Origin of the sequence: Staphylococcus sp. 2S1, from assembly GCF_046721335.1 — a bacterium.
GTDB classification, from domain to species: Bacteria; Bacillota; Bacilli; order Staphylococcales; family Staphylococcaceae; genus Staphylococcus; species Staphylococcus equorum_A.
This window is the reverse complement of record NZ_JBEUUJ010000003.1, coordinates 146,331-171,820: the sequence shown is the minus strand read 5'-3', so window position 1 is coordinate 171,820 and position 25,490 is coordinate 146,331. Positions and strand designations below refer to the sequence as shown.

Here is a 25,490-nt window from a genome sequence, read left to right as displayed (position 1 = left end):
ACGGAGCATTCAGCGCTATATTTAATGTAGTGGATTATTTTTTGAAGGTGCGACGTATTTTAGAGAACCAACCTTGAGGTGAATTGGCTGATACAACATGAGGTTGTGGTCGCGATACTTCATCTTGAAGTTGTTGACCATAATTCACCGCTTCCTTCATTAAATAAGCTTGAGAGTTCAATGGTGACAAGTTATTTTGGATGTAATGATAACGTCCATGTGCGTCTTGAAAACGTCCTTTTTGATTATCAGATAGCTGAAGGTTCATATAATCTAATAAACGTTTGGCAATGACTTTGTCTTCAACAGGAAATAAGATTTCTACACGTTTAATCATGTTACGTGTCATGGCATCTGCTGAAGATAGATAGATTTTTTCATCTCCATTATTGTGGAAATAGTAAATGCGTGAATGTTCTAAAAAGCGACCCACGATACTCACGACTTCTATATTTTCACTAATACCCGGAATACCTGGTTTGAGACAGCAAATACCACGAATAATAAGTTGAACTTTTACGCCGGCGCAAGAGGCTTCAAATAATTTAAGAATAATATCTTTATCTGTTAAAGAGTTCATCTTCATTATAATATTGCCGTTACCATGTTCGTGATGTGTTTGAATTTCATTGTCTATGCGTGCTAAGAAGACATCTCTAATATCAAATGGCGCAACGATGAGTTTATTGTAAACAGGTTTGACTGAATACCCACTAAGATAATTGAAAAAGTTTAGAGCATCTTCAGCAATTGCATCGTTGGTAGTAATTAAGCCCATATCTGTATATAATTTAGCCGTTTTATCATTATAGTTTCCGGTTCCTAGATGAATAAAGGAAGTGAGTTTATTATTGATACGTTTGACTACAAGGGCAATTTTACTATGCGTTTTTAAATGGGTCATCCCATATATAACGTGACAGCCGAGCATCTTCTAACATTCTTGCCCAATGCACATTATTTTCTTCATCAAAACGTGCTTTTAACTCAACAAGTACGGTAACTTGTTTCCCATTTTCAGCAGCCGTTTTCAAGCTATTAATAATAGGAGAATCTTTACTTACACGATAAAGCGTTTGTTTAATAGCAATTGTGTCTGGATCTTCAGCGGCTTCACGTATAAAGTCGACAATAGGTTCAAACGATTCGAAAGGATGATGGAAGAATATATCTTTTTTTAACGATAAATCAAATACATTATGATTACCTAAAGACTGTGGTGTCTGTGGCACGTACTTTTTGTATTTTAAGTGTTTCAATTTATTAGATAAGTGATCAACTAAATTAGATAGCATCGTTAAATCTAACGGCCCGTCTACGAAATAAACCTCATCATCATGTACTTCTACTTGGTTCATAATCCACACAATGTCTTCATGTGTAGCGAATCGGCCATCTACTTCTAAACGTACAGCAGTGCCACGTTTACGCTCCTTTAAAAACCTTTCAATTTCAATGAGGAGGTCTTCCGCACCGTCTTCATGTATAGTTAAATCAGCATTTCGAGTAATTCTAAACGTAAAAGTATTTAATACTTCATATCCACTAAATAAATCATTGATAAAATGCGTAATGATGTCTTCAACCATAATAATGAATTGCGTATCGCCTTTATTTAATGAATAAAACCTTGGTATTAAGGAAGGTATTTGAACAATTGCAGAGTTAATGGCATCTTCAGTATCTATATCAACAAAGATATTCAGGCTTTTATTATTTAGTTTTGGGAATGGATGATAGGCATCTATTCCTAATGGCGTTAACGTTGGTAAAATGCCCGTTTTGAATTCTGATTGTAATTGAGATAATAACGATTCAGGTAATTCATCTGGTTGAACAATTTCAACTTTATGTTGGCGTAAATCTTCTACCAATTCGTTATAACGCTTATATTGTAAGTCAACATTTTGTTTATTTTTGATATTGATTTGATTAAGTTGTTGTTTTGGTGTTAATTGGGCTTTGTTTTCTGGTTTGTCATAACCCATTTTGACTTGGTCTTGTAACCCGACTACACGTACCATAAAGAATTCATCTAAATTCGAACTAAATATCGAAACAAAATTAAGTTGTTCAAGCAATGGATTGTTTTTATCACTTGCTTCTTGTAATACGCGATAGTTAAAATCTAACCAACTGAGTTCTCTATTATTAAAGTATTGTGGTAGGTTCAAATCTTTTGCTCCCAAATTTCTATGCATAACTCTAATTACACCTCGTTGTAGTCTGAATATTGGATTTTGCTACGTATAACTTATCATATAAATTTTAAGATTTTGTAAAGATGATAGATAGGTCATCTTTTAAGATTTTTTCAATATGTTTTTTCTGCCTCAAGGATTGATATTCTTCAGCGATAGGCTCACCGTTGTAGTATACATATAAGGTGTAACCATCATCATTTTGTTGTAATTCTACTTGCTCTACAGAACTCGTATGAGACACATTAAGCGCATTAACAAACTTGATAATACCGCCTAAGCATTGGATGTTATCTAGTTCTTTACCGCGCAACCACTTTGTTTCATGACTAAAGAATTTTAATAACGACTTATTTTTAAAACTAGCAAGTAAAGCGAGTTTCACTCGATCTTCGTGTGGAAAACCATCAATCATTGAATTCGCGATAATATAATAAGTGTGCGGTGAGCTTGAATCAGCATCAATAAATCTCCCTAAGTAATACAAAAAAGAACCCTCGGCAAATAGTTCGTTTTCTTTTTGAGTGACCTCTAATTTTTTAAAGCCTATTAATTGTTCTAATAATGTTTGTGCTAACTTCACACGTTGTTTTGCACTTGTTTCCTCAATACGATATTCATTAGCTAAATGGTATAACGCGTCTTTACGAATATTCTCTTTTCTAAATTCTTCAGGATGACGTTCAGAAATTAATTTCATCGCATAACCTTCACGCAGTCCTTTTCGAGAAAAAGTGAATTGCTTCGCGTTAATTCTATTAAATAATGACTTGAAGACAGCTACTGCGGGTAGAATAATGTCTACACGATCTCTACTTAGACCATCTATATCTTTTAAATCATCATATGAACTTTTTTTAATGATTGAGTAGACTTCATCAATATGCGCTTCAGTCATTGCATAGTTGTGAACCCCGCCGATAGGATATGAGTGTTCAGATTGATGAATGCGCGCGACATTACGTGCAGAACCCCCAATACCAACTAAAGTAACTTCTTGATTTTTTAACCAAGAAAGTTGCTCAAATTGTTTAACTAAAAACTTTTCCATATTTTTGATTGCTGATTTATCATTATGGTCTTTACCCTCAAAGAATCGATGGGACAAAGTAACGACACCAAATGGAAAACTATGCGAATCTATTAGTTTTTTATCTTTAAAAAGTGTAACTTCTGTAGAGCCACCACCGATATCGATAGATACGCCGTCATTAACGTCAGTAGTATGTGTAATAGCGTAGAAACCATAAAATGCTTCTTCTTGTTCTGAAATAATTTTAATGTTGATGTTAAGTGTTTTCTTAATATGTTCTATAATCTGATCTTGGTTGATAGATTGTCTAATAGCCGCAGTTGCTACCGGATGTAATTCATCTATATTAAACTTGTCAGCAACCTTTTTAAAACTGCGCAATGCTTTAGTTAATACTTCAATACCGTCATCATTCATGGCCAAATCTTCAGTTAAATATTGGCTTAATCTTGCCGGTGTTTTGATATTTAATATTTCATTTAATCCTGTTTTATGATCAAATTCAAAAATAACGAGTCGAATGGTATTTGAACCAATATCTATTAATCCTATACGTTCCATAATTTCCTCCTAAGTAAATGAGGTTATTTTAATTTACTTGTACTGTATTTACCCTTTTCTTACTTATATATTACAACATTTATAAAAAAATGTGATCTATAATCTTAATATTACTTAATAAAAGTATAACTACACTTTGGTTGTTTCAGAGATTAGTGTGGTTGAAAGTAAAGAGACAGACACGGAAATGATTCCTACGTGTCTGTCTCTATTTTAATAACTTATTTTACATGTAAAGGGCCACCTGGGCCAAGCGGCCAACCTAATAAATACCAAGCAATCATGAATAATGGCCACACGATACTTAATATAATTGTATAGGGCATTAGACTAGATAATAAAGAACCTAATTTCATATCATTATCATATTTTTGTGCATAAGATAATAGCAATGGCAAGTAGGGCATCATAGGTGTAATTGGGTTACTAATGGAATCACCAATTCTATACAGCATTTGAGTCAATGCTCGGATGGAAACCTACAATGATAAGCATCGGTATGAAAATAGGTGCTAAAATACCCCATTTGGCAGATGCACTACCAATCAATAAATTAATCAGTGCACTTAATAAGATAATACCTAGGATAAGCACAACGCCGTTCTGACCTTGAAGTATTGAAGCACCTTTAACGGCAACGATAATGCCTAGGTTACTCCACTCTAAAAAGGCAAGTAACTGAGCTGCAAAAAACACAATGACAATAAAGGAACCCATAGATGACATTGAATCAGCTAACATTTTTCCTAAGTCTTTAGAACTTTTAAATTCTTTTACCATAATGCCATAAACTAAACCAGGAACTAAAAATAATACTAAAATAATTAGGCCGACGCCGTTAATGATAGGTGCATCATTCAGTAAACTACCTGTGTTAGCATTCCTCAGAAAACTTTGTTGCGGTATAGCTAAAATGATAAGCAATATAATTAATACAAAAAAGCTGATATTAGCCCAAAAGACGGCACGGTTTTCTTGGGGTGTGAGTTTTGAATTAGAATCATCTGCTTGAATAGCTGAATTAGAATCATCAAATTTACCTAATCTAGGAATGACAAAACGCATAGTAACCCAATATACGGAAGGCAATAAGACGAGCACACTTGCTGCAATAAAGTACCAGTTCATTGCTACGTTGACATGCACACTATCAGAAACAATACTTGTAGCTGGTTTTGTAAATGCATAAAGCAATGCGTCTGACATACCAATCATGACATTTGCAGAGAATCCGCCAAGTGCAGATGCGTAAGCCATTGCTAAACCTGCAATAGGGTGGTAGCCCAATTTAATAAAGACCATAGCTGCTAATGGGGGTAACACAATCGGCGCCGCATCACCAGCGAGCATTGCCTAAAATACCTATAATAATAATGACCGGCACAATGAAATGCTTAGGTGCCTTATGTACGACTTGAATCATTAATTTATCGAAGTAACCTGTTTTTTCTGCTACGCCAATACCAAGCATGACTGCAAGGACAAGACCTAATGCCGGAAATTCTGAAAAGTTTTTTATGGCGTCATTCAGAATCATCGATAGTCCATCTTTACTTAAAATACTTTTGATTGCGATGGTATCGCCTGTGCCCGGATGTTTTACGGAAATCTGAAACAATGATACAACCCAAGTAAGTATTGCGAGTCCTACACACATTAAGAAAAATAAAATGCTAGGGTCAGGTAATCTGTTTCCAACTTTTTCTACAATATTCAAAAATCTATTTATTAGCGTTGGCTTATCTTTAGTATTCGAAACCATCATAACGACCTCCCTAATAAGTTATCGGTAGTATAACAAATTAAGAATAAAAATAGAATAAATATTCTGAAAACTTTATAATTTTCAAATTTTAAATATATATTTCATATATGAACGTTCGTGTATTTATTTAAAAATTTCATTTGAAAAGTATAAAAAAAGAGAGGGGATAGAAAATCAACTTTTGATTTCTGTCCCGCTCCCGTATAGCTTATATAAATTCACACTATGTTTGTTGTAAAGTTATATTTGAATACTGTGTCTCAGTTAACTCGTAGCTTACCAAATGATTTGATCAACCACATCGTCATTAAGAGATTTAATAATTTCTGTAACTAAGGCTACTGAATTTTTGTAATCATCCGTGTGTAACACAGAAACATTGGAATGCATGTAACGTAATGCGACGCCAATAGCGACAGTTGGTATCCCTTCATTCGCTACATGAATACTTCCTGCGTCTGTGCCGCCGCCGAGCAGTAGTGTCTAATTGAATCGTAATATTATGTTTTTTAGCCACTGCTTTAATATGTTTCATAAAACCAACATGACCAATATTAGATCCATCCATTAAAATAACAACAGGACCATTACCAATTGCTGTATCACTTACTTGACCAGACATTCCAGGTGTATCATATGCGACAGCAACGTCTACAGCTATAGCTAAGTCAGGTTTAATCTTGTTGGCAGCTACTTTAGCACCACGAAGACCAACTTCTTCTTGAACATTGGCACCTGAGACAAGATTGATGTCAATCGTCTCGTTCTTAAGGTTTTGTAATACATCTACTGCAAGTGCACAGCCGTAACGGTTATCAAAAGCTTTTGCAGTTAAATATTTATTATTCGCTAATGCTTCGAATTCACTATAGGGTGTGACCATATTACCTAATTCAATACCGAATTGTTGTGCTTCTTTTTTACTTTTAACTCCAATATCAATAAACATTTCTTTCATATCAACGTTTTTTTTGCGTTCTTCCGGTGATAATACATGTGGCGGTTTTGAACCGATAATACCTCTGATTTTTCTACCGTCATCTGTAGTTACCGTTACTTTTTGAGAGAGCATGACTTGGTTCCACCGACCACCAATAGGGGTGAATTTTAGGAAACCGTCATTATCTATTTTAGTCACCATAAAGCCGATTTCATCTAAGTGACCAACAACCATTAATGTTTTATTACTTGTAGTGGCAGTCTTTTTACCGAAAACACCGCCTAGATTGTCTTCTATGATTTCATCGCTTACTTGTGTTAAATATTCGTGCATTAAAGATTTAACTGCCATTTCGTGGCCCGCAATACCATCAACATCTGTTAGAGATTTTAATAACTTCACTGAATTGTTCATATAATGCCTCCCATTAAAATTGATAACTTTATTTTAACATGAAGTATGCGATTACATAGCATTTTGACTGTAAGGGGGGATTAAGCAGTGAGAAAAGCCGTTAGTTTATTTGAAAAATAAAAATCCCTACTAAATCACTCAGACTAAAAGTGTGCATAAAAAGAATAAGCATGTTTCAATATAAATATAGACAAAGTGGAGGGATTTTATATGACAGAAGTTCAACATCTTACATTAGGTTCATCAAATGCACCTGTTAAAGTGGAATCATTTATAAATTTGGCTTGCCCATATTGTAAAAATTATTTTAAAGCCGCAGATCAATCATTAAAACCACTGATAGAGCAGGGGAAAGTACAACATGTAATTAAGCATTTTGATAAAACGAAGCAAGGATTATTAAAAGGTACGGTTGCAAATATTCATTTAGATTATCAAAATACTGATGAAACACTAGAAATTATACGTAAATTGTATGACACTCAAAAAGAATGGTCAGTTGATTTTGCTACTATAGAAGAAAAAATGCAGCAAGAGTTTAACTTATCACCTCAGAAAGAAGCTGATGAACGCGCTTTAGCGATTACTGAAGAAGCATTTAGTCGTGGAATCAAAGGCATACCAACAGTATTCATAAATGATAAGAAATTTGAGTTCAATCCATTAGAAGATGCGCAAAGTACAATAGAAACAAAACTAACGCAACAAATAAATGAAGCAAGTCATTAGAAAAAAGCTCTATTACTTTGAAAAGCAGTTTAATTGCTTTTAAGTAATAGAGCTCTCTTTATGTCATCGATGTTGATCAATCAGCTTCAATTTATAGTCTCGTATAGATTGGATTCCGCCATCTTTATTTTTAATAATAAGATGGTCTTTGGATATTTGAGTAGGTGATTCAACACCAACCGCAGCAGACTATATTAAATAACCCTTCATGTAAGCTTGTTACAAAATTAGTGACACGATATTTTTTCTCATCGATAATCAGTCCTCTTTCAAGTTTAGGATCCGTAGTAGCTACACCTACTGGACAAGTATTCATATGACATTGTTGACTCATTATACAGCCGACACTAATCATCATGCCACGTGCCACGTTCACTAAGTCTGCGCCAAGTCCTAAAGCGATTGCGATTTTATCCGGTGTGATAAGCTTTCCGGATGCGAAGATTTTAACACGATCACGAATGCCATGCTTTTCAAGCAATGAAGTTACAATAGGCAAAGCCGTAAATAAAGGTAAACCAACACCATCTTGCAATTCTTGGAAAGTTGCACCAGTGCCGCCTTCACCGCCGTCAACAGTTATGAAGCTAGGATATTGATTTGTCTCAACCATAGTTTGTACAAGTTTTTCTACTTCTGAAACTTTGCTTACAACAATTTTAAAGCCAACTGGTTTTTGAGCTTGTTGCTTGAGCTGAGTCACCCAATTAAGTAAAGCTTTTGGACTATCAATGTTATCGAAGCGGTTAGGTGAATTAATGGTTTTCCATGGTTCAACCATACGTATATTTGCAATTTCTTCTGTTACTTTATTACCTTGCATATGACCACCACGCGTTTTGGCACCTTGAGCGAGTTTTATTTCAAAAGCTCTAATCTTATCTCTATGTGCTAACTCAAGAAAAGCATCTATATCAAATACGCCTGTTTTATCACGTACGCCGAATAATCCTGGTCCAATTTGAAAGATGAGATCTACGTCTCCAGAAAGATGGTGCTCTGATAAGCCACCTTCGCCGGTATTCATCCAAGTACCGCTTGACCAAGTCCTTTAGACAGTGCAGTGATTGCATTACTACCTAATGCACCATAACTCATACCAGATTGGCCAACTAAGCGCTTAGGTTTGAATGGATGCTTAAGTTCTGCACCTAAAGTGATGCGGTTTTCTTCTGATATATAGTAAGGATTAAGTTCAGCTTGAATTTTATGTTCATCACGATTGAACAGACGTTCATTATCGATTTCATAGATAAAAGAAGAAATCATAGGTGACTGATCAATGTGTAATTCTGATGTTTGTAAAGGAAACATTGTATTTTGTAAATAAAACCCATCTTCGTAATCTTCTTGCGTACCAAAACTCGTCATTCTAGAATTATATTTTCCGCCTAATACGATGTTAGTAAAATCATTTCTGGAAAATGGTTTACCTTTCGTATCCGCTAAGAATAAATATTGACGGAGTTCAGGACCAATTTTTTCTCCAAAATAACGAACACGTGCAAGTAATGGGTAATTACGTAATACACTATGTTGCTTTTGGTGCTTATCTTTAAATAGTAAAAATCCCCCAACAATTAGTACACTTAATAAAATTAGCACTAAGATGATATTTACGATGAATTGTAATATTGTCAAAATCGTCATGTAACATCCCTCCCCATTTATATATATACTACAACAAAATGCGCTTTTTACAATATGATAACTACTATAAAGTTAGGCTGGCCAATATACTAGTGTTGAGGATAGATACCGAATAAATATATTATAAAATGTATATAAGTAATTTAAATCATGGTATATTCGTTGTATACAATGATAAGGAAGGTGTCATATGGCTCAACAGTCAACTCAAGAGATCAAAAAAACACACAATGAAAAAAATATATGGAACAAGGACAAGATTGTAAAAAAAGATTTTTGGCTATTTCCTATATATATTGTTGCGAGTAATATAGTTCCTATTATTTTCTTTGTTTTAATATATGGAATATATTCTATTATTGATATAAAAAATGAATCATTTGTTACTGATGAAAATATATTAATCATGGGCGCAGTCATTGCAGAAATAATTATTCTATATAGCTTTTATGCAATGCATAGAAAAAATAGAATGATATCAATTGCAATGAATAGATTTAAAAAAGTGCCTCGATATCTATTGATGATTATTGGTGCATATCTATTAATTTTAATTTTAAATTCAACATACGCTTGGTTAATGGAATTTTTGCCTAAGTCATTACAATATAATGAAACACAAAATCAAATGTTCTTAGAAGAAATGTTCTCTGATAACAGGATGTTACCATTTTTGTTTATTGATATTGTGATTTTAACGCCTATTATTGAAGAACTATTATTTAGGCATTTAATCATCCATGAACTAGGCAAAAAAATTACATATGGTTTTGCCACAGTCCTGTCAATTATACTTTTTGCAGGTGTTCATGTGATTGGTGCTACATCTCCATTTGAGATAGGGTCCTATATTATTATCGCGATGGGGATTGCTTTTGTTTATTTAAAGAGTGGTATGAATTTAGCGCTGGCTATAACGTTACATGCTGTAAATAATTTAATTTCATTCATAGCTATTGTTTTTATGAAATAAAAAATAAGTAAATGAAATTTGATGAGCGACATATTAATTATTAGGTGAACGCCTTAACCAAACTCATTGTGAGAAAAGACTATTAAAATAATAGATTTAGGGAATAAGTAATATCAAATGATTCATATTTTAAGGAGGACAGATGATGTTAGAAGTTAAAAATGTTTCTTACAAAATAGACAATAGATACATCATCGATAATATCAATTTGAAGATAGAAAAGGGAGATACAATTGCTATTATAGGGCCTTCTGGAAGCGGTAAAAGTACATTGTTACGATTGCTTAATAATTTAATTAGCCCAACGCATGGTGAAATATATTTTAACGGCAAAGCTTATGAACAAATTAAACCTGAGTCATTACGTATGGACATTAGTTATTTATTACAAGAAAGTGATTTATTTGATCTTACAATTGGTGATAACATGGCGTTTCCTGCTGTAGTTCGAGAGGACAAATTTGACCGTAAAAGAGCTAAGAAGTTATTAAAAGCTGTTGGCTTAGGTCACTATAATTTTAATACAAGTGTAGAGCATCTATCAGTGTGGAGAAAGACAGCGTATTACAATTGCTAGACAATTAATGTATAAACCTCAAATACTATTGTTAGATGAAGCTACAAGTGCATTGGATACGCAAAATAGTGAGAAAGTAGAAGACCTCATTTTCAAGTTTGCCGCTGAAGGTGTTGCGATTTTATGGATTACTCATAGTACGAATCAGAGTATTAAACATTTTCAAAAAAGAATCCGAATTGTTGATGGCAAAATAGACAAACAGGAGGATTTATAATGAGCACAACAGCTTTAGTGTTAACAGGGTTACTCCTAATCTTTCCTATGATTGTATCTTATAAAGAAAAATTACATATTATTAAAGATTTACTCGTAGCAACAACACGGGCTGTCGTTCAACTTGTTATTTTAGGATATCTTTTGCATTTTATCTTTGATGTAAACCAAAAATGGTTGCTCCTATTATTTGTACTAATTATTATTATTAATGCTTCTTGGAATACAATCAGTAGAGCATCGCCAGTGATGCATCATGTGTTTTGGATATCTTTTGCGACAATATTTATTGGTGTTGCATTACCATTAGCAGGCGTCATTATCACAGGTGCTATTCAGTTCAAGCCTAATGAAGTCATTCCGATTGCAGGTATGCTTGGGAGTAATGGTCTGATTGCTATTAATTTAGCCTATCAGAATTTAGATAGAGAATTTGTTAAAGAGATGAGTAGGATTGAAGCTAAATTAGCGTTAGGTGCTACACCGAAACTCTCTTCTAAAACGACAATACGAGAAAGTGTAAAGACAGCAATTGTACCAACAATAGATTCAGTTAAAACATATGGGATTGTATCTATACCTGGTATGATGACAGGGTTAATTATTGGTGGTGTTGATCCATTAGAAGCTGTGAAATTTCAATTGATGGTCGTGTTTATTCATACAACAGCAACAATCATGTCAGCACTAATTGCTACATACTTAAGTTACAAACAATTCTTTAACCATCGCAATCAACTGATAGGACGTCACTTACACGCGAAACAACGCTAATTTTTATAGAAGAAATTCAGTCAGGGAGCATCTAAAATAGGATGCTCCCTTTATTCATTGTTGCTTTTAACTTTATGAGCTAATTAATGAATATTGCAGTAATTTGTGAATTGTTAAATGATATTTATAAGTCAGAGATTGAACTAAGTAAATGTATTCAAACCTGTTGACGAATGGTTTATAATATAGTGGTTATGTAAAAATTGCAACGAAATGAAAGAAAGGAGTGAAACGTATGTCAGCTATGCGAATTACAACCTTTATTTTAAGTATATTTATCGTAGGTATGGTTGAAATGATGGTTGCTGGGATTATGAATTTAATGAGTAATGATTTAGGTGTTTCTGAAGCAATTATTGGTCAGTTAGTAACTTTATATGCAATTACCTTTGCTATTGCAGGACCAATCTTGGTTAAAGTCACAAATCGTTTTTCACCAAGACCAGTTTTATTATGGGCATTAGTAATGTTTATGTTAGGAAACGTAATTATTGCAGTTGCACCTGATTTTACTATTTTAGTATTTGGACGTATTTTATCTTCAGCGACTGCAGCTTTAATTGTAGTGAAGATACTAGCATTAACTGCTTTATTAACGGCACCTCAACATCGTGGGAAAATGATAGGTATCGTTTATTCGGGTTTTAGTGGTGCTAACGTATTCGGTGTGCCGATTGGAACAATTATTGGTGACTTAGTTGGTTGGAGATTTACATTTCTATTTATAGTGGCTGTAAGTATACTTGTTGGTATTCTTATGTACTTTTATGTACCTGATCCAGAGTTTAAAGCTTCTACAACAAGTACAAGTAGTCAAAAACGTGGCGGCAGTTATTCTAAAATCTTAAGACCTGCAGAAATTACAAAATATTTAGGGATTACATTCCTATTATTAGTAGCGAATTCCGTTACATTTATCTACATTAATCCGTTAATGTTGTCTAGTGGTCATGATTTATCATTTGTCTCTATAGCATTATTAATCAATGGTATAGCAGGTGTGATAGGAACTTCGATGGGCGGAGTACTATCAGATAAATTAACAAGTAAGCGTCGGTTAACGATTGCAACTTCAATATTTATTCTTATGATGTTAATCTTGAATGTTTTCTTACCAGGTACTGGCTTGCTATTAATGGTCATCTTCATTTGGAACATCATGCAATGGAGTACAAATCCGGCAGTTCAAAGCGGTATCATCGAACACGTTGACGGTGATACGAGTCAAGTTATGAGTTGGAATATGTCGAGCTTAAATGCTGGTATTGGTATCGGTGGTATCATCGGTGGCTTGGTTGTTTCGAAAATAGATGTTTTAGCTGTAACTTACTTTAGTGGTGCCATTGCTTTACTAGCACTCATATTGGTTATAAGTTTAAAAAACGTAGCAAAATATAATAAAGCATAGGTAACATTAATTCAGAGCATCAAAAATTGTTGATTAGCTCACAAAAATTAGTGATAAAGAAGCTTTAGTTATAAGTAAATTAAGATTTAATTTTAAGTAGAAAACAGAATTTTGGGAAGTCAAATAGTAATGAGGACGGACACATGTCGATTGAAAAATTGATGTCATGTGTCCGTCCTCATTTTTATTAAGTTATAGATTATTAGAAACGTTGATTTGTTTTTCGGGGGAATGCTTAGAATTTAGTTGTATTTCACTAATGTTTAAATGCGCTTTTTTATTTGAGAAATGAGCAATAAAAGCTGAGATAATAATATATATAAAGGTACCTATGATATAACCTAATTTTAAATCTGAAATGAGCAAATAAGATTGGCATAGCAAGACTATAATTGCACATATAGCTATTGTCACCAGAATAGGATAAGGGACTTTAAATGGGGACTGTTTATATGCTTCGGGATATTTTTTGGGTAATTGTGTCACAGCTAAGGCTGGAAATGCAAATACGATGAGAGAGATGCCTGTACCAAGTTGTGCAACAACATCTAAAGACATACCTGTAATAATAGGCAATGCACCAATAATGTAAAAGATAAGTAATAGCCAATGAGGTGTACCAAAACGTTTGTTTACTTTACCTAAATATTTAGGTAAATAACCATCATGAATTGCCACTAATAAACTTTTTGTTACCCAAGTAAAAGTCGAATTAAGTGTTGTTGCTAAAGCAAACATTGCGCCACCCACCATGAAGAAGATAAATGCCGGGGTTGGTAATACTTCTTTTGCGACACTCGTTAAAGGTCTACCTGCTACTTCTGGAATAGGTAATACACCTACTGCAATTGAGGCAATAAATGCGTATAATAATCCGACAAATATAGTAGCAACAATAATAACAATTGGAATGTCCCTTTTAGGGTTTTTCATTTCTCCACCAAGTTCAGCAACCACTTGAGCACCTCCTGTCGCAAAAGAAACAAGGCCTACAGCAGTAAAGAAGCCGGTGAAACCATCTGGGAGCATAGATTTCGTATTAAATACACCAAAGTTAACATGTGGAACACCAAATATGATAAAGCAAGACAAAGCCACTATTAAAGTGACTACCATGATATTTCCAATAATAGAGGCAGATTTAATACCAACGATATTTACGATAAATAAAATAGTTAATAATGAGAAGGCGACAGCCCTAACCGGTACTCCAGGGAAAAGACCTTCTAAATATTGTGCGAATGACAATGCATATAATGACAACGTAATCTGCAAAAAGATAAATAATAGTAACCAAAAAATGCCTGTCTTTGGAGACAATAAACGACTAGTGTATTGATACATTCCGCCAGTAGTAGGTAATGTCGAACCTAATATTGCGATTGGGAGCATCGTAAGTAAGGTGATGAGGGCAGATAAAATAAATGCAGGTGTTATGCCGCTACCAGTCATCTGTATACCAATTCCAGTCAGTGACATGACACCAAGCACCTATGATTTGCCCGATAGCTATACCCAGGACGTCAGTTAAGCCTAGTACTTTTTTTAAATTTGTTGCTTGTTGCATTAAAATCACCTCTAAATTCTATGTAATAGTCTAAATAATAAAAAAATCATAACATAACAAACATTTAATTCATAGTACATCAATCGGAAAACTTGGTATAAATGTTAAAAAGATTAAATATAGATAAAATTAATCATTTCATAGTAGAATAAAGATAAATAAATTAATTAAAAAAGAGGTGCAATTTTTATGACTAATGAACACGATCATATTAAAGTAAATGCATTTATTGATAGATTAAAACAATGGCAAGATGAATTTAAAATAATGCGTGAAATTATTAGAGAAACTGAATTAGTAGAAGATTACAAATGGATGCATCCTTGTTACACGTTAGACAATAAAAATGTTGTGATTATTCAAGATTTTAAACATTATTGCGCGTTACTTTTTGAAAAAGGATCTATCATGGAAGACCCATACCAATCACTTATCCAACAAACGAAAAATGTCCAAGCCGCAAGACAGTTGCGCTTTGAAAGTCTAGACGAAATTGAAAAACGAAGAGATGAAATTAAATGGTATGTTGAAGAAGCAATAAGAATTGAAAAATCAGATAAGCAAGTGCCAATGAAAAAAACAGCAGATTATGAAATGCCGGAAGAACTACAAATAAAATTAAATGACAGCGCTGAACTTGAAGAAGCATTTTATAATTTAACACCTGGTAGACAAAGACAATACATGTTCCATATAGGACAAGCTAAAAGAGCGACAACACGTGAAAAACGCGTTGAAAAATATGTGGATCATATTTTAGAGGGTAAGGGTATAGATGATAAATAATATAGACTTGAACTTGATATTAAAAGAACGAAGTAAGTTTACAAAGTAGCAACTTAATTTAAGTAAACTGAAAAAAGTGTAGAATGATTTTTAAGAGGTATTCATATTTATTTCAAATAAAATAAAACATGTGTTTAGTTCATATCGCTTGTTTAAGGGTCATTATTTTAATTAATAATAAAAAGATACAGTTGCAACTTTAACAATTATCGTTTATAGTTTGCTCGAATATAAAAAGTGTTATGAGAAATCAACTCGTAAAGTACTTTTAGAGAGAGGGTGTATTAATGCCAAGAGTTTCTAAACGGATACAATTACTAGAAGCAGCTGCTTCTATCGTTAATGAACAAGGTAGTGAATATTTAACTTTAGATGCTGTTGCTAAGAAAGCAGGCGTAAGTAAAGGTGGCTTGTTGTATCATTTCAAAAACAAATTTGCATTAATTCAAGGACTTGTCGACCATGCAGACGAAATATATCGAATTAACGTTGATAAACATGTGCAAGGTAATGACCAACAACAAGGCAAGTGGATACGCGCATTTATAGAGGCCACGCGCGAATATAGTTCTGAAAATGCATCTATCACTTCAGGAATGTTAGTCGCACAAGGTATAAATAGTAATTTATTATTACCTTTGCAAGACACATATAAAGAATGGCAATTCAATATTGAAAATGATGGCTTAGACAAAGTTGATGCGACAATTATTCGAATGGCAGTCGATGGACTATGGTTGTCTGAAATATTTGGTTTAGTCGCCATTGATGATTCGATGCGAGCTGAAGTTTTAGAAAGATTAACAGCTTATACTAAAAATGAAAAAATCGATTGAAAAGGGTCGATAAAATTAGAAATTATAAAAAAATAATTAAATGAAAAATTCATGTAAAGCACTGATAATATAGGGATAGTCAATGATTCAAAATTGATTAATCCCTTTTTTTATATGTTATAAGGTTGAAACTAAACCGTCTGGTTGGTACACTAATCGATGTATTAAAAAACTCTGTTGGAGGTTTATATTAATGAAGAAAGTTATGCTAACAGCGGCTATAACAGGTGCTGGAGATACTACAGAAAAAAATAAAAGTGTTCCTGTAACACCTCAAGAGATTGCTGATTCAGCGATAAAATGTGCAAGAGCGAGGAGCGACTGTGGCACATATACATGCTAGAGACCCAGAAACAGGTGGCATTAGTCATAACGTTGAATTTTTTAAAGAAGCAGTGAAATTAATTAGAGAAGCAGACGAAGATATTGTTATAAATATTACTTCTGGTGGGGGCGGAGACTTCATTCCGAACCTAGAAGATCCATATACTGGTGCAAAAGGAACAGACATGCAAACACCAGAAGAAAGACATGAACCTGTAGGCGCATTATTGCCAGAAATGTGTACCTTGGACTGTGGTAGTGTCAATATGGGTGATACGCTTTATTTAAGTCCAGCAGGTTGGTTAAGAGAACAAGCACAACTTGTTAAAGATGCTCGGGGTTAAACCTGAGTTAGAGTGTTTTGATAGTGGGCATATTTCGTTTGCTAAGCAACTTATAAATGAAGGTTTAATTGAAGGAGAGCCGATGTTCCAATTCTGTCTTGGCATTCCATGGGGCGCAGAAAATGACGCGGAAACGATAGAATACTTTAAGACGCGTATACCTGAAAATGCACATTGGTCAGCATTTGGTATTGGCAGAATGCAATTTCCAACAGTAGAAGAAGCGGCTAAACGTGGAGGCAATGTACGTGTGGGCCTAGAAGATAATTTATATTTGGCAAAAGGTGTCAAAGCAACAAATGAACAACTCGTTGAAAAGGCTGTAGAAATATTAAAAGGTTTAGATATAGCACCAATGACGCCCGCTGAAGCGCGTAAAAAATATCAACTTAGAGATCCAAAAGGAGGCACAAAATGAAATTCGCAGTCGTAGGTACAGGCGTTATTGGTAGTGGATGGATTACAAGAATGTTAGCACATGGACATGAAGTAATTGCTACTGATCCAAGTGAAGGTGCATATGAAAGCATGTTGAAACAAGTAAAACAAAATTGGCCATATGCTGAAGAACTTGGCTTAGCAGAAGGTGCTTCATTAGAAAACCTTACATTTACACCTTATTTAGAAGAAGCAGTTAAAGAAGCAGATCATATACAAGAAAATGTGCCTGAAGTTGAATCAATAAAAGAGCAAGTGCTTACAGAAATAGACTTTTATGCACGACCTGATGCAACAATAGGCTCAAGTACTTCAGGTATTAAACCTTCAGAATTACAGCGAAACTTGCAACATCCAGAACGTTTAGTTGTCGCTCATCCTTTCCATCCGGTATATATTTTACCGCTTGTAGAAATTGTTCCAGGACAATTAACTGCGGAAGCAACGACAGTAAAAGCTGAACAAGCTTATGAAAGTATCGGCATGGACGTATTGCATGTAAGACATGAAATAGAAGGTCATATTGCTGATAGATTAATGGAAGCACTTTGGAGAGAAGCATTGCATATTGTAAATGATGGCATAGCTACTACAGAGGAAGTAGATAAAGCATTCACACATGCGACAGGCTTACGTTACGCACAATATGGACCGTTCATGACTTTCCATTTGGCAGGTGGAGAAGGCGGTATGCGCCACATGCTAAAACAATTTGGACCAGCTTTGAAAAAACCATGGACTAAATTAGTAGCACCAGAATTAACGAAAGATTTATATGATGAAGTTGTTAATGGTTGTGAAGCTTCATCACAGGGCCAAACAATGTCAGAGCTTGATCAAAAGCGCAACGAATTCTTAATCAAAGTTAAAAAATTAGCAGAAGCATATTGGCCAGAAGATACACCATCAATGAAAAAAGCTACAAGCCCATCGGTGTATTAATATGATACATTCACAGTTTGAATATACGACTAAAGTGAAAGATATTTGGGTGGATCACAATGGTCATATGAATGACGCTGAATATAATCGTGTGTTTAGTGATGCGACAGATGCTTGGCTTGCTTATCTAGGATTAGATAAAGAGACGATAGCACAAAAGCAATACACAGTATTTACTTTAGAAAACCATGTGATGTATTTAAAAGAAATTAAAGTCGATGAATACATCTCGGTTAATGTTGAGTTATATGATTATGATGCGAAACGTTTACATGTATTTATGACGTTAACAGATGCAAATCAATCTCGTTGTGCAACTTATGAAGTGATGCTCATGGGGATGAATACAGCTGTAGATAAGCCCGAAGCATTTCCAGAAATGATAAAAAAAGCGATTGAAGATTATGCTCGCTACCAATATGATTGAAAATCAGCCCAAAGAGCTTGGTCATCTGATTGGTATTAAGCATAAATAGTATAATTGAAATCAATTTGAAACGATTGATTAACTACGTTTATTGAATGTTTTAAGAAACAAAATTCATGAGTATAAATTGTTTATTTTTATTAATTAAGGTATCTTATTGTATAGGGTAACAAAATCAAATTTTAATTTATTGTATAATTGATTTGTTTTTTAACAACCAAAACGAATAAATTAGGGCTATTTGTAGCTATGTTGTTACTTATTTTAGGATTTGTATAACATCCACAAGTAGTCCTAAATTTATTATGAAATATTTTTAAATTAAATATGTACATAGAAAGGGATTGAACCATGTTAAGTATTAAAAACTTATCAAAAGTCTACGGTGGTGGGAAGAAAGCTGTAGATAACATAACATTAGATGTTGAATCTGGTGAATTTATTGCGTTTATAGGAACAAGTGGTAGTGGTAAAACAACTGCTTTACGAATGATTAACAGAATGATAGAAGCTACTGAGGGACAAATCACAATCAATGGCAAAGATGTCAGTAAAATGAATCCAGTCGAATTACGTAGAAAAATTGGTTATGTAATTCAACAAATAGGACTTATGCCTCATATGACGATCAGAGAAAATATCGTTTTAGTGCCAAAATTATTAAAATGGTCACAAGAAAAGAAAGAGCGTAAAGCGAAAGAATTAATTAAACTCGTAGATTTACCAGAAGAGTTTTTAGATAGATATCCTTCCCAATTATCTGGGGGACAGCAACAACGTATTGGGGTAGTGCGTGCGTTAGCGACTGAACAAGATGTCATATTAATGGATGAACCATTTGGTGCATTAGACCCGATTACGAGAGATACATTACAAGATTTAGTGAAAGAATTACAACGAAAATTAGGTAAAACATTTGTTTTTGTTACACATGATATGGACGAAGCGATTAAGCTAGCAGATAAGATTTGTATTATGTCTGAAGGACAAGTTATACAATTTGATACGCCAGACAATATCTTACGTCATCCTGCAAACGATTTCGTTCGTGATTTTATAGGTCAAAATAGATTAATTCAAGATCGTCCAAACATGCGTACAGTTAAAGATGCAATGATTAAACCTGTAACTGTACACGCAGATCGTTCACTGAACGAAGTAGTTAAAGTCATGAGAGAACGTCGTGTAGACACTATTTTTGTAGTAGGTAATAACAATAGATTACTGGGCTATTTAGATATTGAAGATATTAACCAAGGATTACGTTCAAACAAAGAGCTTATCGATACAATGCAACGTGATATTTATAGAGTAAGAATAGACAGTAAATTACAAGATTCAGTACGTACAATTTTAAAACGAAATGTAAGAAACGTTCCGGTAGTGGATAAAGATGGTGAAACATTAATTGGATTAGTTACGAGAGCAAACCTAGTGGATATTGTATATGACAGTATCTGGGGCGAAATAGATGAAGATGACAATGCGAATCAACATGCAATTGTCGAGCCCGAAAATGTAGGAGCTGATAAATAATGAAAGATTTCATAGAGCAATATGGTGGGCAACTGATATCAAAAACAGCTGAACACTTTTATATCTCAATGATCGCATTGTTAATCGCAATCGTAGTTGCTGTTCCATTAGGCATTATCTTATCCAAAATGAAAAGAACTTCAAATATCGTACTCACAATTGTCGGTGTGCTTCAAACAATACCAACGCTTGCGGTATTAGCTATCATGATACCGATATTTGGTGTGGGGAAATTACCTGCAATTGTAGCATTATTTATCTATGTACTTTTACCAATATTGAATAATACTGTATTAGGCGTCAAAAATATAGACAATAATATTAAAGAAGTCGGTACAAGTATGGGAATGACGAAGTTACAACTTATGAAAGATATTGAGTTACCGTTAGCTTTACCACTTATACTAGGTGGCATTCGATTATCATCTGTATATGTAATCAGTTGGGCGACGCTAGCAAGTTATGTTGGTGCGGGCGGATTAGGTGACTTTGTATTTAACGGGTTAAATTTATATGATCCATTGATGATTGTAAGTGCGGCAGTGCTTGTAACAATTTTAGCTTTAGTTGTAGACGTATTACTTTCAATAGTCGAAAAATGGGCTGTTCCAAAAGGATTAAAAGTATCCAGATAATATAAGGAGGACATTATGAAGAAGTTTAAACAGTATAGTATCGTGCTTGTACTGTGTCTGACGGTGTTGTCTGGATGTAGTTTACCTGGTTTAAGTGGTAGCGACTCAGATAATGAAGTTAAAATTACAGCACTTGCAACGAGTGAATCACAAATTATGTCTCATATGTTGAGACTCATTATACAACATGACACAGATGGTAAGATTAAACCATCATTAATTAACAATTTAGGTTCAAGTACCATTCAACACAATGCTTTAGTGAATGGAGACGCGAATATGTCAGGGGCAAGATACAATGGCACAGATTTAACAGGTGCTTTAAAAGAAGACCCAATAAAAGATCCTGAAAAAGCGATGACAGCGACTCAAGATGGGTTCCAAAAGAAATTTGATCAAACATTCTTTGATTCATATGGTTTTGAGAACACATACGCATTTATGGTTACTAAAGAAACAGCTGAGAAATATAATTTAGAAACTGTTTCAGATTTAGAAAAATATAGTGATGAGTTAAGACTTGGCGTAGACAGTTCATGGTTACATCGTGAAGGTGATGGTTATCCAGGATTTACGAAAGAATATGGATTTGACTTTGATACAGTGCGTCCAATGCAAATCGGACTTGTATATGATGCATTAAATTCAAAAAACTTAGAAGTAGCAGTTGGTTATTCAACGGATGGACGTATTGAGGGGTACGATTTAAAAGTACTTGAAGACGATAGACAATTTTTCCCACCATACGATACGAGTGCAGTAGCAACGAATAGTTTATTAGAAAAACATCCAAAATTAAAACCAATTATTAATAAGTTGAATGACAAAATATCAACAGAAGAAATGCAAAAGCTTAATTATCAAGCAGATGGTGAAGGTCAAGAACCAGCTGTTGTAGCTGAAAATTTCTTGAAAGAACACAACTATTTTGAAGACGATAAGAAAGGTGGTCAAAACTAATGGAAGGTAATTTATTACAGCAATTAGTCGAATATTATTCAGTCAACTTTGGCTACCTATGGGATTTATTTATTAAGCATTTATTAATGTCAGTATATGGCGTTTTATTTGCGGCAATTGTAGGTATACCATTGGGCATTATCATCGCTAGATATAAAAAATTATCATGGACGATTATTACAATTGCCAATATTATACAAACTGTACCAGTTATTGCGATGTTAGCAATTTTAATGTTAGTGATGGGCTTAGGTCCAAACACAGTTGTTTTAACAGTGTTCTTATATGCATTGTTACCTATAATTAAAAATACTTTTACAGGTATTATTGGTGTTGATGAAAACATTAAAGATGCTTGGTAAAGGTATGGGTATGACACGAAACCAAGTGTTACGTTTGATTGAGTTGCCGTTGTCTTTATCTGTAATTTTAGGTGGTTTAAGAATCGCACTTGTTGTAGCAATTGGTGTTGTAGCAGTTGGCTCATTTATTGGAGCACCAACTTTAGGTGACATTATTATTCGTGGTACAAACGCAACAGATGGCACGACGTTTATTCTTGCGGGTGCAATTCCAATTGCATTAATCGCAATTCTAATTGACGTTGGATTGAGATTTTTAGAAAAACGTTTAGACCCTTCTAATAAAACACAGAAAAAAGAAAAGCATAAGCCTCAAAGTATTAATTAATAAAGGGTAGTGATTAAAGTTGGCAATTTTATCAATTAATTATAATTCTAAAACAATAGGTATGCATCATCATTTTATGGTGATTTTACCGGAAGATGAAAGTTATTTTAATAAAGCAAGACAACCGAAACCACTGAAAACTTTATTATTACTACATGGTCTTTCAAGTGATGAAACTTCTTATATGCGTTACACAAGTATCGAACGTTATGCTAATACGCATCAATTAGCTGTCATTATGCCAAACGCGGACCATAGTGGATACAGTAACATGGTTTATGGCCATAACTATTTTGATTATGTATTAGAAGTGTTAGATTATGCGCATCAAATTTTACCATTATCTGATAAAAGAGAAGATAATTTTATTGCTCGAGCACTCTATGGGTGGCTATGGCACCATTAAATATGCTTTATCACAAGGGCATCGTTTTGCTAAAGCTTGTCCGTTATCAGCAGTGTTTAATGGTCAACATCTTATGGATTTTGATTGGTATGATTTCTCAGGTGAAGCTATAGCAGGAATAAGTAAAAGGGTTAAAGGTACTGATTTAGATCCATATCATTTAGTCGATCAAGCAATAGACCTAAATAAAGTTATTCCGGAGTTACTCATTATGTGTGGCACGGAAGATGATTTACATGAAGATAATCAACAATTTATCAAGTATTTAGATGAAAAAGCAGTTCCATATCAATTTGAAGATGGACCTGGTGAACATGATTATGCTTATTGGGATCAAAGTATTAAACGTGCGATTGAATGGTTTGTAAAGGTATAGCATAAAAAAATGTCGATAAAGTCTCAGACTTTATCGACATTTTTTGTGCGCAATTTCCGGGATTGAAATTATATAAAGTTATATGCACATAAAGTAAATATATAAAATGTAATTTTCTGTTTTATGGTAGTGATCACTTTTCTAAATTAATCTATTTAATTGAAGCATTAGTACTTTTGAATTCTTCTTGTAGTTTACCTAAATGTCTTAATGTTGGCGTTAACGCCGCAAAGAAAAAGCCTTCTTTTAATTTACGTGCTTGAGGTGCACGAGGTGAATATGCTCTAGAACCACCATTAACCATGGATGCTTGATTGACTTCAAGTAGTAAATAACCGGCTTCTTTTTTCAAATTAATTAAGTCACCAAATTGATCCTGTAAATCATTAGTATCTAATAAATTGTAAAATTGTTTTTTTATATTGTCGTAACGTGTTTCAAAGTCTTGAACATCATATTCTAAATACTTGTTAATACCATTTTGTGCATTAGAGAATTTATGAATTAAATCAAGTGATGAACGCACAGAACCTAATGCAATCGGTATTTGTAACGCTACAAATTGTGGACGGATCTTAGACGCGAATGTTTTTGCATCGTGTGTAATAATATGTGCTTCAGGTATGTGCACATCATTCATTTCAATTGAAAATGTTGCTGAACCATTCACACCTAAGAAGGTAGACATTTCATTTATATTAACGCCTTCTTGATTGGCTTGAACGATAAACATTACAAGTTCATCTGATGTTTCAGATTTAGAAATAGCACCAAAATAATGCTCTGCGGCAATGTTACTAATCGCAGGTAATCTACCATTCACAATGAATTGATTATCATTATAATGATGTGACAAGTTGAATGATTCTAAATCATTAAATGATTTCATCGGATTTGATAATCCTGTAGCACCTAAAATCTCTCCTGATAGTAATTGCTGTTGTAAATCTTTATTTAAATGAGGCTGTTCTGCATTTTGTAAATAGGTAGAAAAGGCCAGTTGGCACCATAAACAGAAGCCAGTTGTCAGACAAGACTTTGATACTTCTTCGATAACTTCTGAATTTGCTTTGACATCATTTTCTTTAAAATATCCTTCTTTAAATAAATTTTGAATGAAGGTTTTAGGATAGTGTGAACCGTCATCAATTTCTACTAAATATGGATCTAATTCGTTTTCAATATGTGTTTTTAAACTCATAAATATGCTCTCCTTTATTCACCAAAACGTGTTAATATCATTTTCTCTAAATAACTAATGATGCGATCAATTAAGAACCCAAATACCCCAATAAAGAATATGGCAGATAAAACATCTTCTAAATTCAACATATTCCGTGAATCAACAATTAAGAATCCGAGTCCAGATTGTGCGCCAATCATTTCGCCAGAAACTAAGAATATCCAACTTGTTCCAACTGCCATATGTATACCGCCCATAATATGTTTAAATGCACCAGGGAAGAGGATATTTCGATATAATGACCATCCCCTTAAATTTAAATTAGATGCAATCTTCAAATATTGTGGTTCTACATTTCTAATCCCTTTGATTGTATTAAAAACAATTGGGAAAAATGCGGCGATAAAGATAATTGCCATTGCGGGTAAACTCCCGATACCAAACCATAAAACGACGAATGGCGACCACGCAATAGGGGAGACGGGTCTAATTAATTGAAATAGAGGTTCTATTGCATCAAAGAATGCATTACTACGGCCTAATAAAAAACCAACAGGAACCCCTATGATAACTGCAAATCCAAATCCTACAATAAAGCGAAATAAACTAATACCTAAGTGTGAAAATATTTCCCCGGTAATAATGAACTGCCATATACTTTCTGCTACTAGTAAGGGTCCCGGTAAAAGAATAGGCTGGTAATCTCCAATCCAAATTACGCATTGCCATATAAATAGGAAAATAATAAAAGTAATGATTGGTAATGTCCATTTTTTGGCTATATTAGCTGTCATTTCAT

The 25,490-nt window shown here is 33.9% G+C and carries 13 protein-coding genes and 10 pseudogenes; 15 read left to right on the top strand and 8 right to left on the bottom strand.

The window, feature by feature from the left end; genetic code table 11:
- Positions 1-34: 34 nt before the first annotated feature.
- From ABLV90_RS01175 to ABLV90_RS01160, 4 genes and pseudogenes are all read right to left on the bottom strand, one after another.
- A pseudogene (locus ABLV90_RS01175) lies at positions 35-2,201 on the bottom strand (RNA degradosome polyphosphate kinase).
- A gap of 67 nt (positions 2,202-2,268) precedes the next feature.
- Positions 2,269-3,798 (bottom strand): exopolyphosphatase, encoded by a 1,530-nt coding sequence (gene ppx, locus ABLV90_RS01170; protein WP_069817045.1) that lies wholly within the window; start codon positions 3,796-3,798, stop codon positions 2,269-2,271.
- Between the two features lie 218 nt (positions 3,799-4,016).
- A pseudogene (locus ABLV90_RS01165) lies at positions 4,017-5,557 on the bottom strand (AbgT family transporter).
- 279 nt (positions 5,558-5,836) lie between these two features.
- Positions 5,837-6,914 (bottom strand): annotated as a pseudogene (locus ABLV90_RS01160) (M42 family metallopeptidase).
- Between the two features lie 210 nt (positions 6,915-7,124).
- Here ABLV90_RS01160 and ABLV90_RS01155 point away from each other — a divergent pair.
- Complete coding sequence (locus tag ABLV90_RS01155; RefSeq protein WP_427706452.1) at positions 7,125-7,643, top strand: thioredoxin domain-containing protein; 519 nt, start codon at positions 7,125-7,127, stop codon at positions 7,641-7,643.
- A 63-nt stretch (positions 7,644-7,706) separates the two neighbouring features.
- On the opposite strand, the pseudogene ABLV90_RS01150 reads toward ABLV90_RS01155, so the two are convergent.
- Positions 7,707-9,293 (bottom strand): annotated as a pseudogene (locus ABLV90_RS01150) (FMN-binding glutamate synthase family protein).
- A 190-nt stretch (positions 9,294-9,483) separates the two neighbouring features.
- Here ABLV90_RS01150 and ABLV90_RS01145 point away from each other — a divergent pair.
- From ABLV90_RS01145 to ABLV90_RS01130, 4 genes and pseudogenes are all read left to right on the top strand, one after another.
- On the top strand, positions 9,484-10,266 hold the full coding sequence (locus ABLV90_RS01145) for a CPBP family intramembrane glutamic endopeptidase (RefSeq protein ID WP_427708040.1): 783 nt from the start codon (positions 9,484-9,486) through the stop codon (positions 10,264-10,266).
- A 142-nt stretch (positions 10,267-10,408) separates the two neighbouring features.
- A pseudogene (locus ABLV90_RS01140) lies at positions 10,409-11,060 on the top strand (ATP-binding cassette domain-containing protein).
- Complete coding sequence (locus ABLV90_RS01135; protein WP_460871974.1) at positions 11,060-11,833, top strand: ABC transporter permease; 774 nt, start codon at positions 11,060-11,062, stop codon at positions 11,831-11,833. The pseudogene ABLV90_RS01140 and the gene ABLV90_RS01135 overlap by 1 nt, the downstream one beginning before the upstream one ends.
- Positions 11,834-12,068: 235 nt before the next feature.
- Positions 12,069-13,241 carry an MFS transporter gene (locus tag ABLV90_RS01130; RefSeq protein ID WP_460871973.1) on the top strand — a complete coding sequence of 391 codons (1,173 nt, stop codon included), beginning with the start codon at positions 12,069-12,071 and terminating at the stop codon, positions 13,239-13,241.
- A 192-nt stretch (positions 13,242-13,433) separates the two neighbouring features.
- Here the strand turns inward: ABLV90_RS01130 and ABLV90_RS01125 are convergent.
- Positions 13,434-14,808, bottom strand: a pseudogene (locus tag ABLV90_RS01125) (APC family permease).
- A gap of 189 nt (positions 14,809-14,997) precedes the next feature.
- On the opposite strand from ABLV90_RS01125, the gene ABLV90_RS01120 reads away from it, so the two are divergent.
- The 10 genes and pseudogenes from ABLV90_RS01120 to ABLV90_RS01075 all read left to right on the top strand — a co-directional run bounded on the left by ABLV90_RS01120 (position 14,998) and on the right by ABLV90_RS01075 (position 23,508).
- Positions 14,998-15,594, top strand: a complete 597-nt coding sequence (locus ABLV90_RS01120) for a YdeI/OmpD-associated family protein (protein WP_427706462.1) — start codon at positions 14,998-15,000, stop codon at positions 15,592-15,594.
- A 287-nt stretch (positions 15,595-15,881) separates the two neighbouring features.
- The gene (locus ABLV90_RS01115) at positions 15,882-16,430 is read left to right on the top strand and encodes a TetR family transcriptional regulator (protein ID WP_460871972.1); all 549 of its coding nucleotides are present in this window, start codon (positions 15,882-15,884) and stop codon (positions 16,428-16,430) included.
- Positions 16,431-16,623: 193 nt separating this feature from the next.
- Positions 16,624-17,516, top strand: a pseudogene (locus tag ABLV90_RS01110) (3-keto-5-aminohexanoate cleavage protein).
- Complete coding sequence (locus tag ABLV90_RS01105) at positions 17,513-18,478, top strand: 3-hydroxyacyl-CoA dehydrogenase NAD-binding domain-containing protein (RefSeq protein ID WP_460871971.1); 966 nt, start codon at positions 17,513-17,515, stop codon at positions 18,476-18,478. Before ABLV90_RS01110 ends, ABLV90_RS01105 begins: the two are co-directional and overlap by 4 nt.
- A gap of 1 nt (position 18,479) precedes the next feature.
- Positions 18,480-18,954, top strand: a pseudogene (locus ABLV90_RS01100) (thioesterase family protein).
- A 302-nt stretch (positions 18,955-19,256) separates the two neighbouring features.
- Positions 19,257-20,441 carry a betaine/proline/choline family ABC transporter ATP-binding protein gene (locus ABLV90_RS01095; protein WP_460871970.1) on the top strand — a complete coding sequence of 395 codons (1,185 nt, stop codon included), beginning with the start codon at positions 19,257-19,259 and terminating at the stop codon, positions 20,439-20,441.
- Positions 20,441-21,076, top strand: coding sequence for an ABC transporter permease (locus ABLV90_RS01090; RefSeq protein WP_460871969.1), 636 nt, complete (start codon positions 20,441-20,443; stop codon positions 21,074-21,076). Before ABLV90_RS01095 ends, ABLV90_RS01090 begins: the two co-directional genes overlap by 1 nt.
- Before the next feature lie 15 nt (positions 21,077-21,091).
- Positions 21,092-22,036, top strand: a complete 945-nt coding sequence (locus tag ABLV90_RS01085; protein ID WP_460871968.1) for an osmoprotectant ABC transporter substrate-binding protein — start codon at positions 21,092-21,094, stop codon at positions 22,034-22,036.
- A pseudogene (locus ABLV90_RS01080) lies at positions 22,036-22,726 on the top strand (ABC transporter permease). The gene ABLV90_RS01085 and the pseudogene ABLV90_RS01080 overlap by 1 nt, the downstream one beginning before the upstream one ends.
- Before the next feature lie 19 nt (positions 22,727-22,745).
- A pseudogene (locus ABLV90_RS01075) lies at positions 22,746-23,508 on the top strand (alpha/beta hydrolase).
- 151 nt (positions 23,509-23,659) lie between these two features.
- Here ABLV90_RS01075 and ABLV90_RS01070 read toward each other — a convergent pair.
- Entirely contained in the window at positions 23,660-24,709 is a 1,050-nt protein-coding gene (locus tag ABLV90_RS01070; protein WP_427706478.1) for an acyl-CoA dehydrogenase, read from the bottom strand.
- Positions 24,710-24,723: 14 nt separating this feature from the next.
- Positions 24,724-25,485 carry an ABC transporter permease gene (locus ABLV90_RS01065; RefSeq protein ID WP_427706480.1) on the bottom strand — a complete coding sequence of 254 codons (762 nt, stop codon included), beginning with the start codon at positions 25,483-25,485 and terminating at the stop codon, positions 24,724-24,726.
- Positions 25,486-25,490: the final 5 nt, after the last annotated feature.

Coding starts and splice junctions, on each gene's coding strand:
- ABLV90_RS01145 (WP_427708040.1), top strand. CDS start 9,484: ATGGCTCAACAGTCAACTCAAGAGATCAAAAAAACACACAATGAAAAA.
- ABLV90_RS01085 (WP_460871968.1), top strand. CDS start 21,092: ATGAAGAAGTTTAAACAGTATAGTATCGTGCTTGTACTGTGTCTGACG.
- ABLV90_RS01130 (WP_460871973.1), top strand. CDS start 12,069: ATGTCAGCTATGCGAATTACAACCTTTATTTTAAGTATATTTATCGTA.
- ABLV90_RS01095 (WP_460871970.1), top strand. CDS start 19,257: ATGTTAAGTATTAAAAACTTATCAAAAGTCTACGGTGGTGGGAAGAAA.
- ABLV90_RS01070 (WP_427706478.1), bottom strand. CDS start 24,709: ATGAGTTTAAAAACACATATTGAAAACGAATTAGATCCATATTTAGTA.
- ABLV90_RS01105 (WP_460871971.1), top strand. CDS start 17,513: ATGAAATTCGCAGTCGTAGGTACAGGCGTTATTGGTAGTGGATGGATT.
- ABLV90_RS01135 (WP_460871974.1), top strand. CDS start 11,060: ATGAGCACAACAGCTTTAGTGTTAACAGGGTTACTCCTAATCTTTCCT.
- ABLV90_RS01155 (WP_427706452.1), top strand. CDS start 7,125: ATGACAGAAGTTCAACATCTTACATTAGGTTCATCAAATGCACCTGTT.
- ABLV90_RS01090 (WP_460871969.1), top strand. CDS start 20,441: ATGAAAGATTTCATAGAGCAATATGGTGGGCAACTGATATCAAAAACA.
- ABLV90_RS01065 (WP_427706480.1), bottom strand. CDS start 25,485: ATGACAGCTAATATAGCCAAAAAATGGACATTACCAATCATTACTTTT.
- ABLV90_RS01115 (WP_460871972.1), top strand. CDS start 15,882: ATGCCAAGAGTTTCTAAACGGATACAATTACTAGAAGCAGCTGCTTCT.
- ABLV90_RS01120 (WP_427706462.1), top strand. CDS start 14,998: ATGACTAATGAACACGATCATATTAAAGTAAATGCATTTATTGATAGA.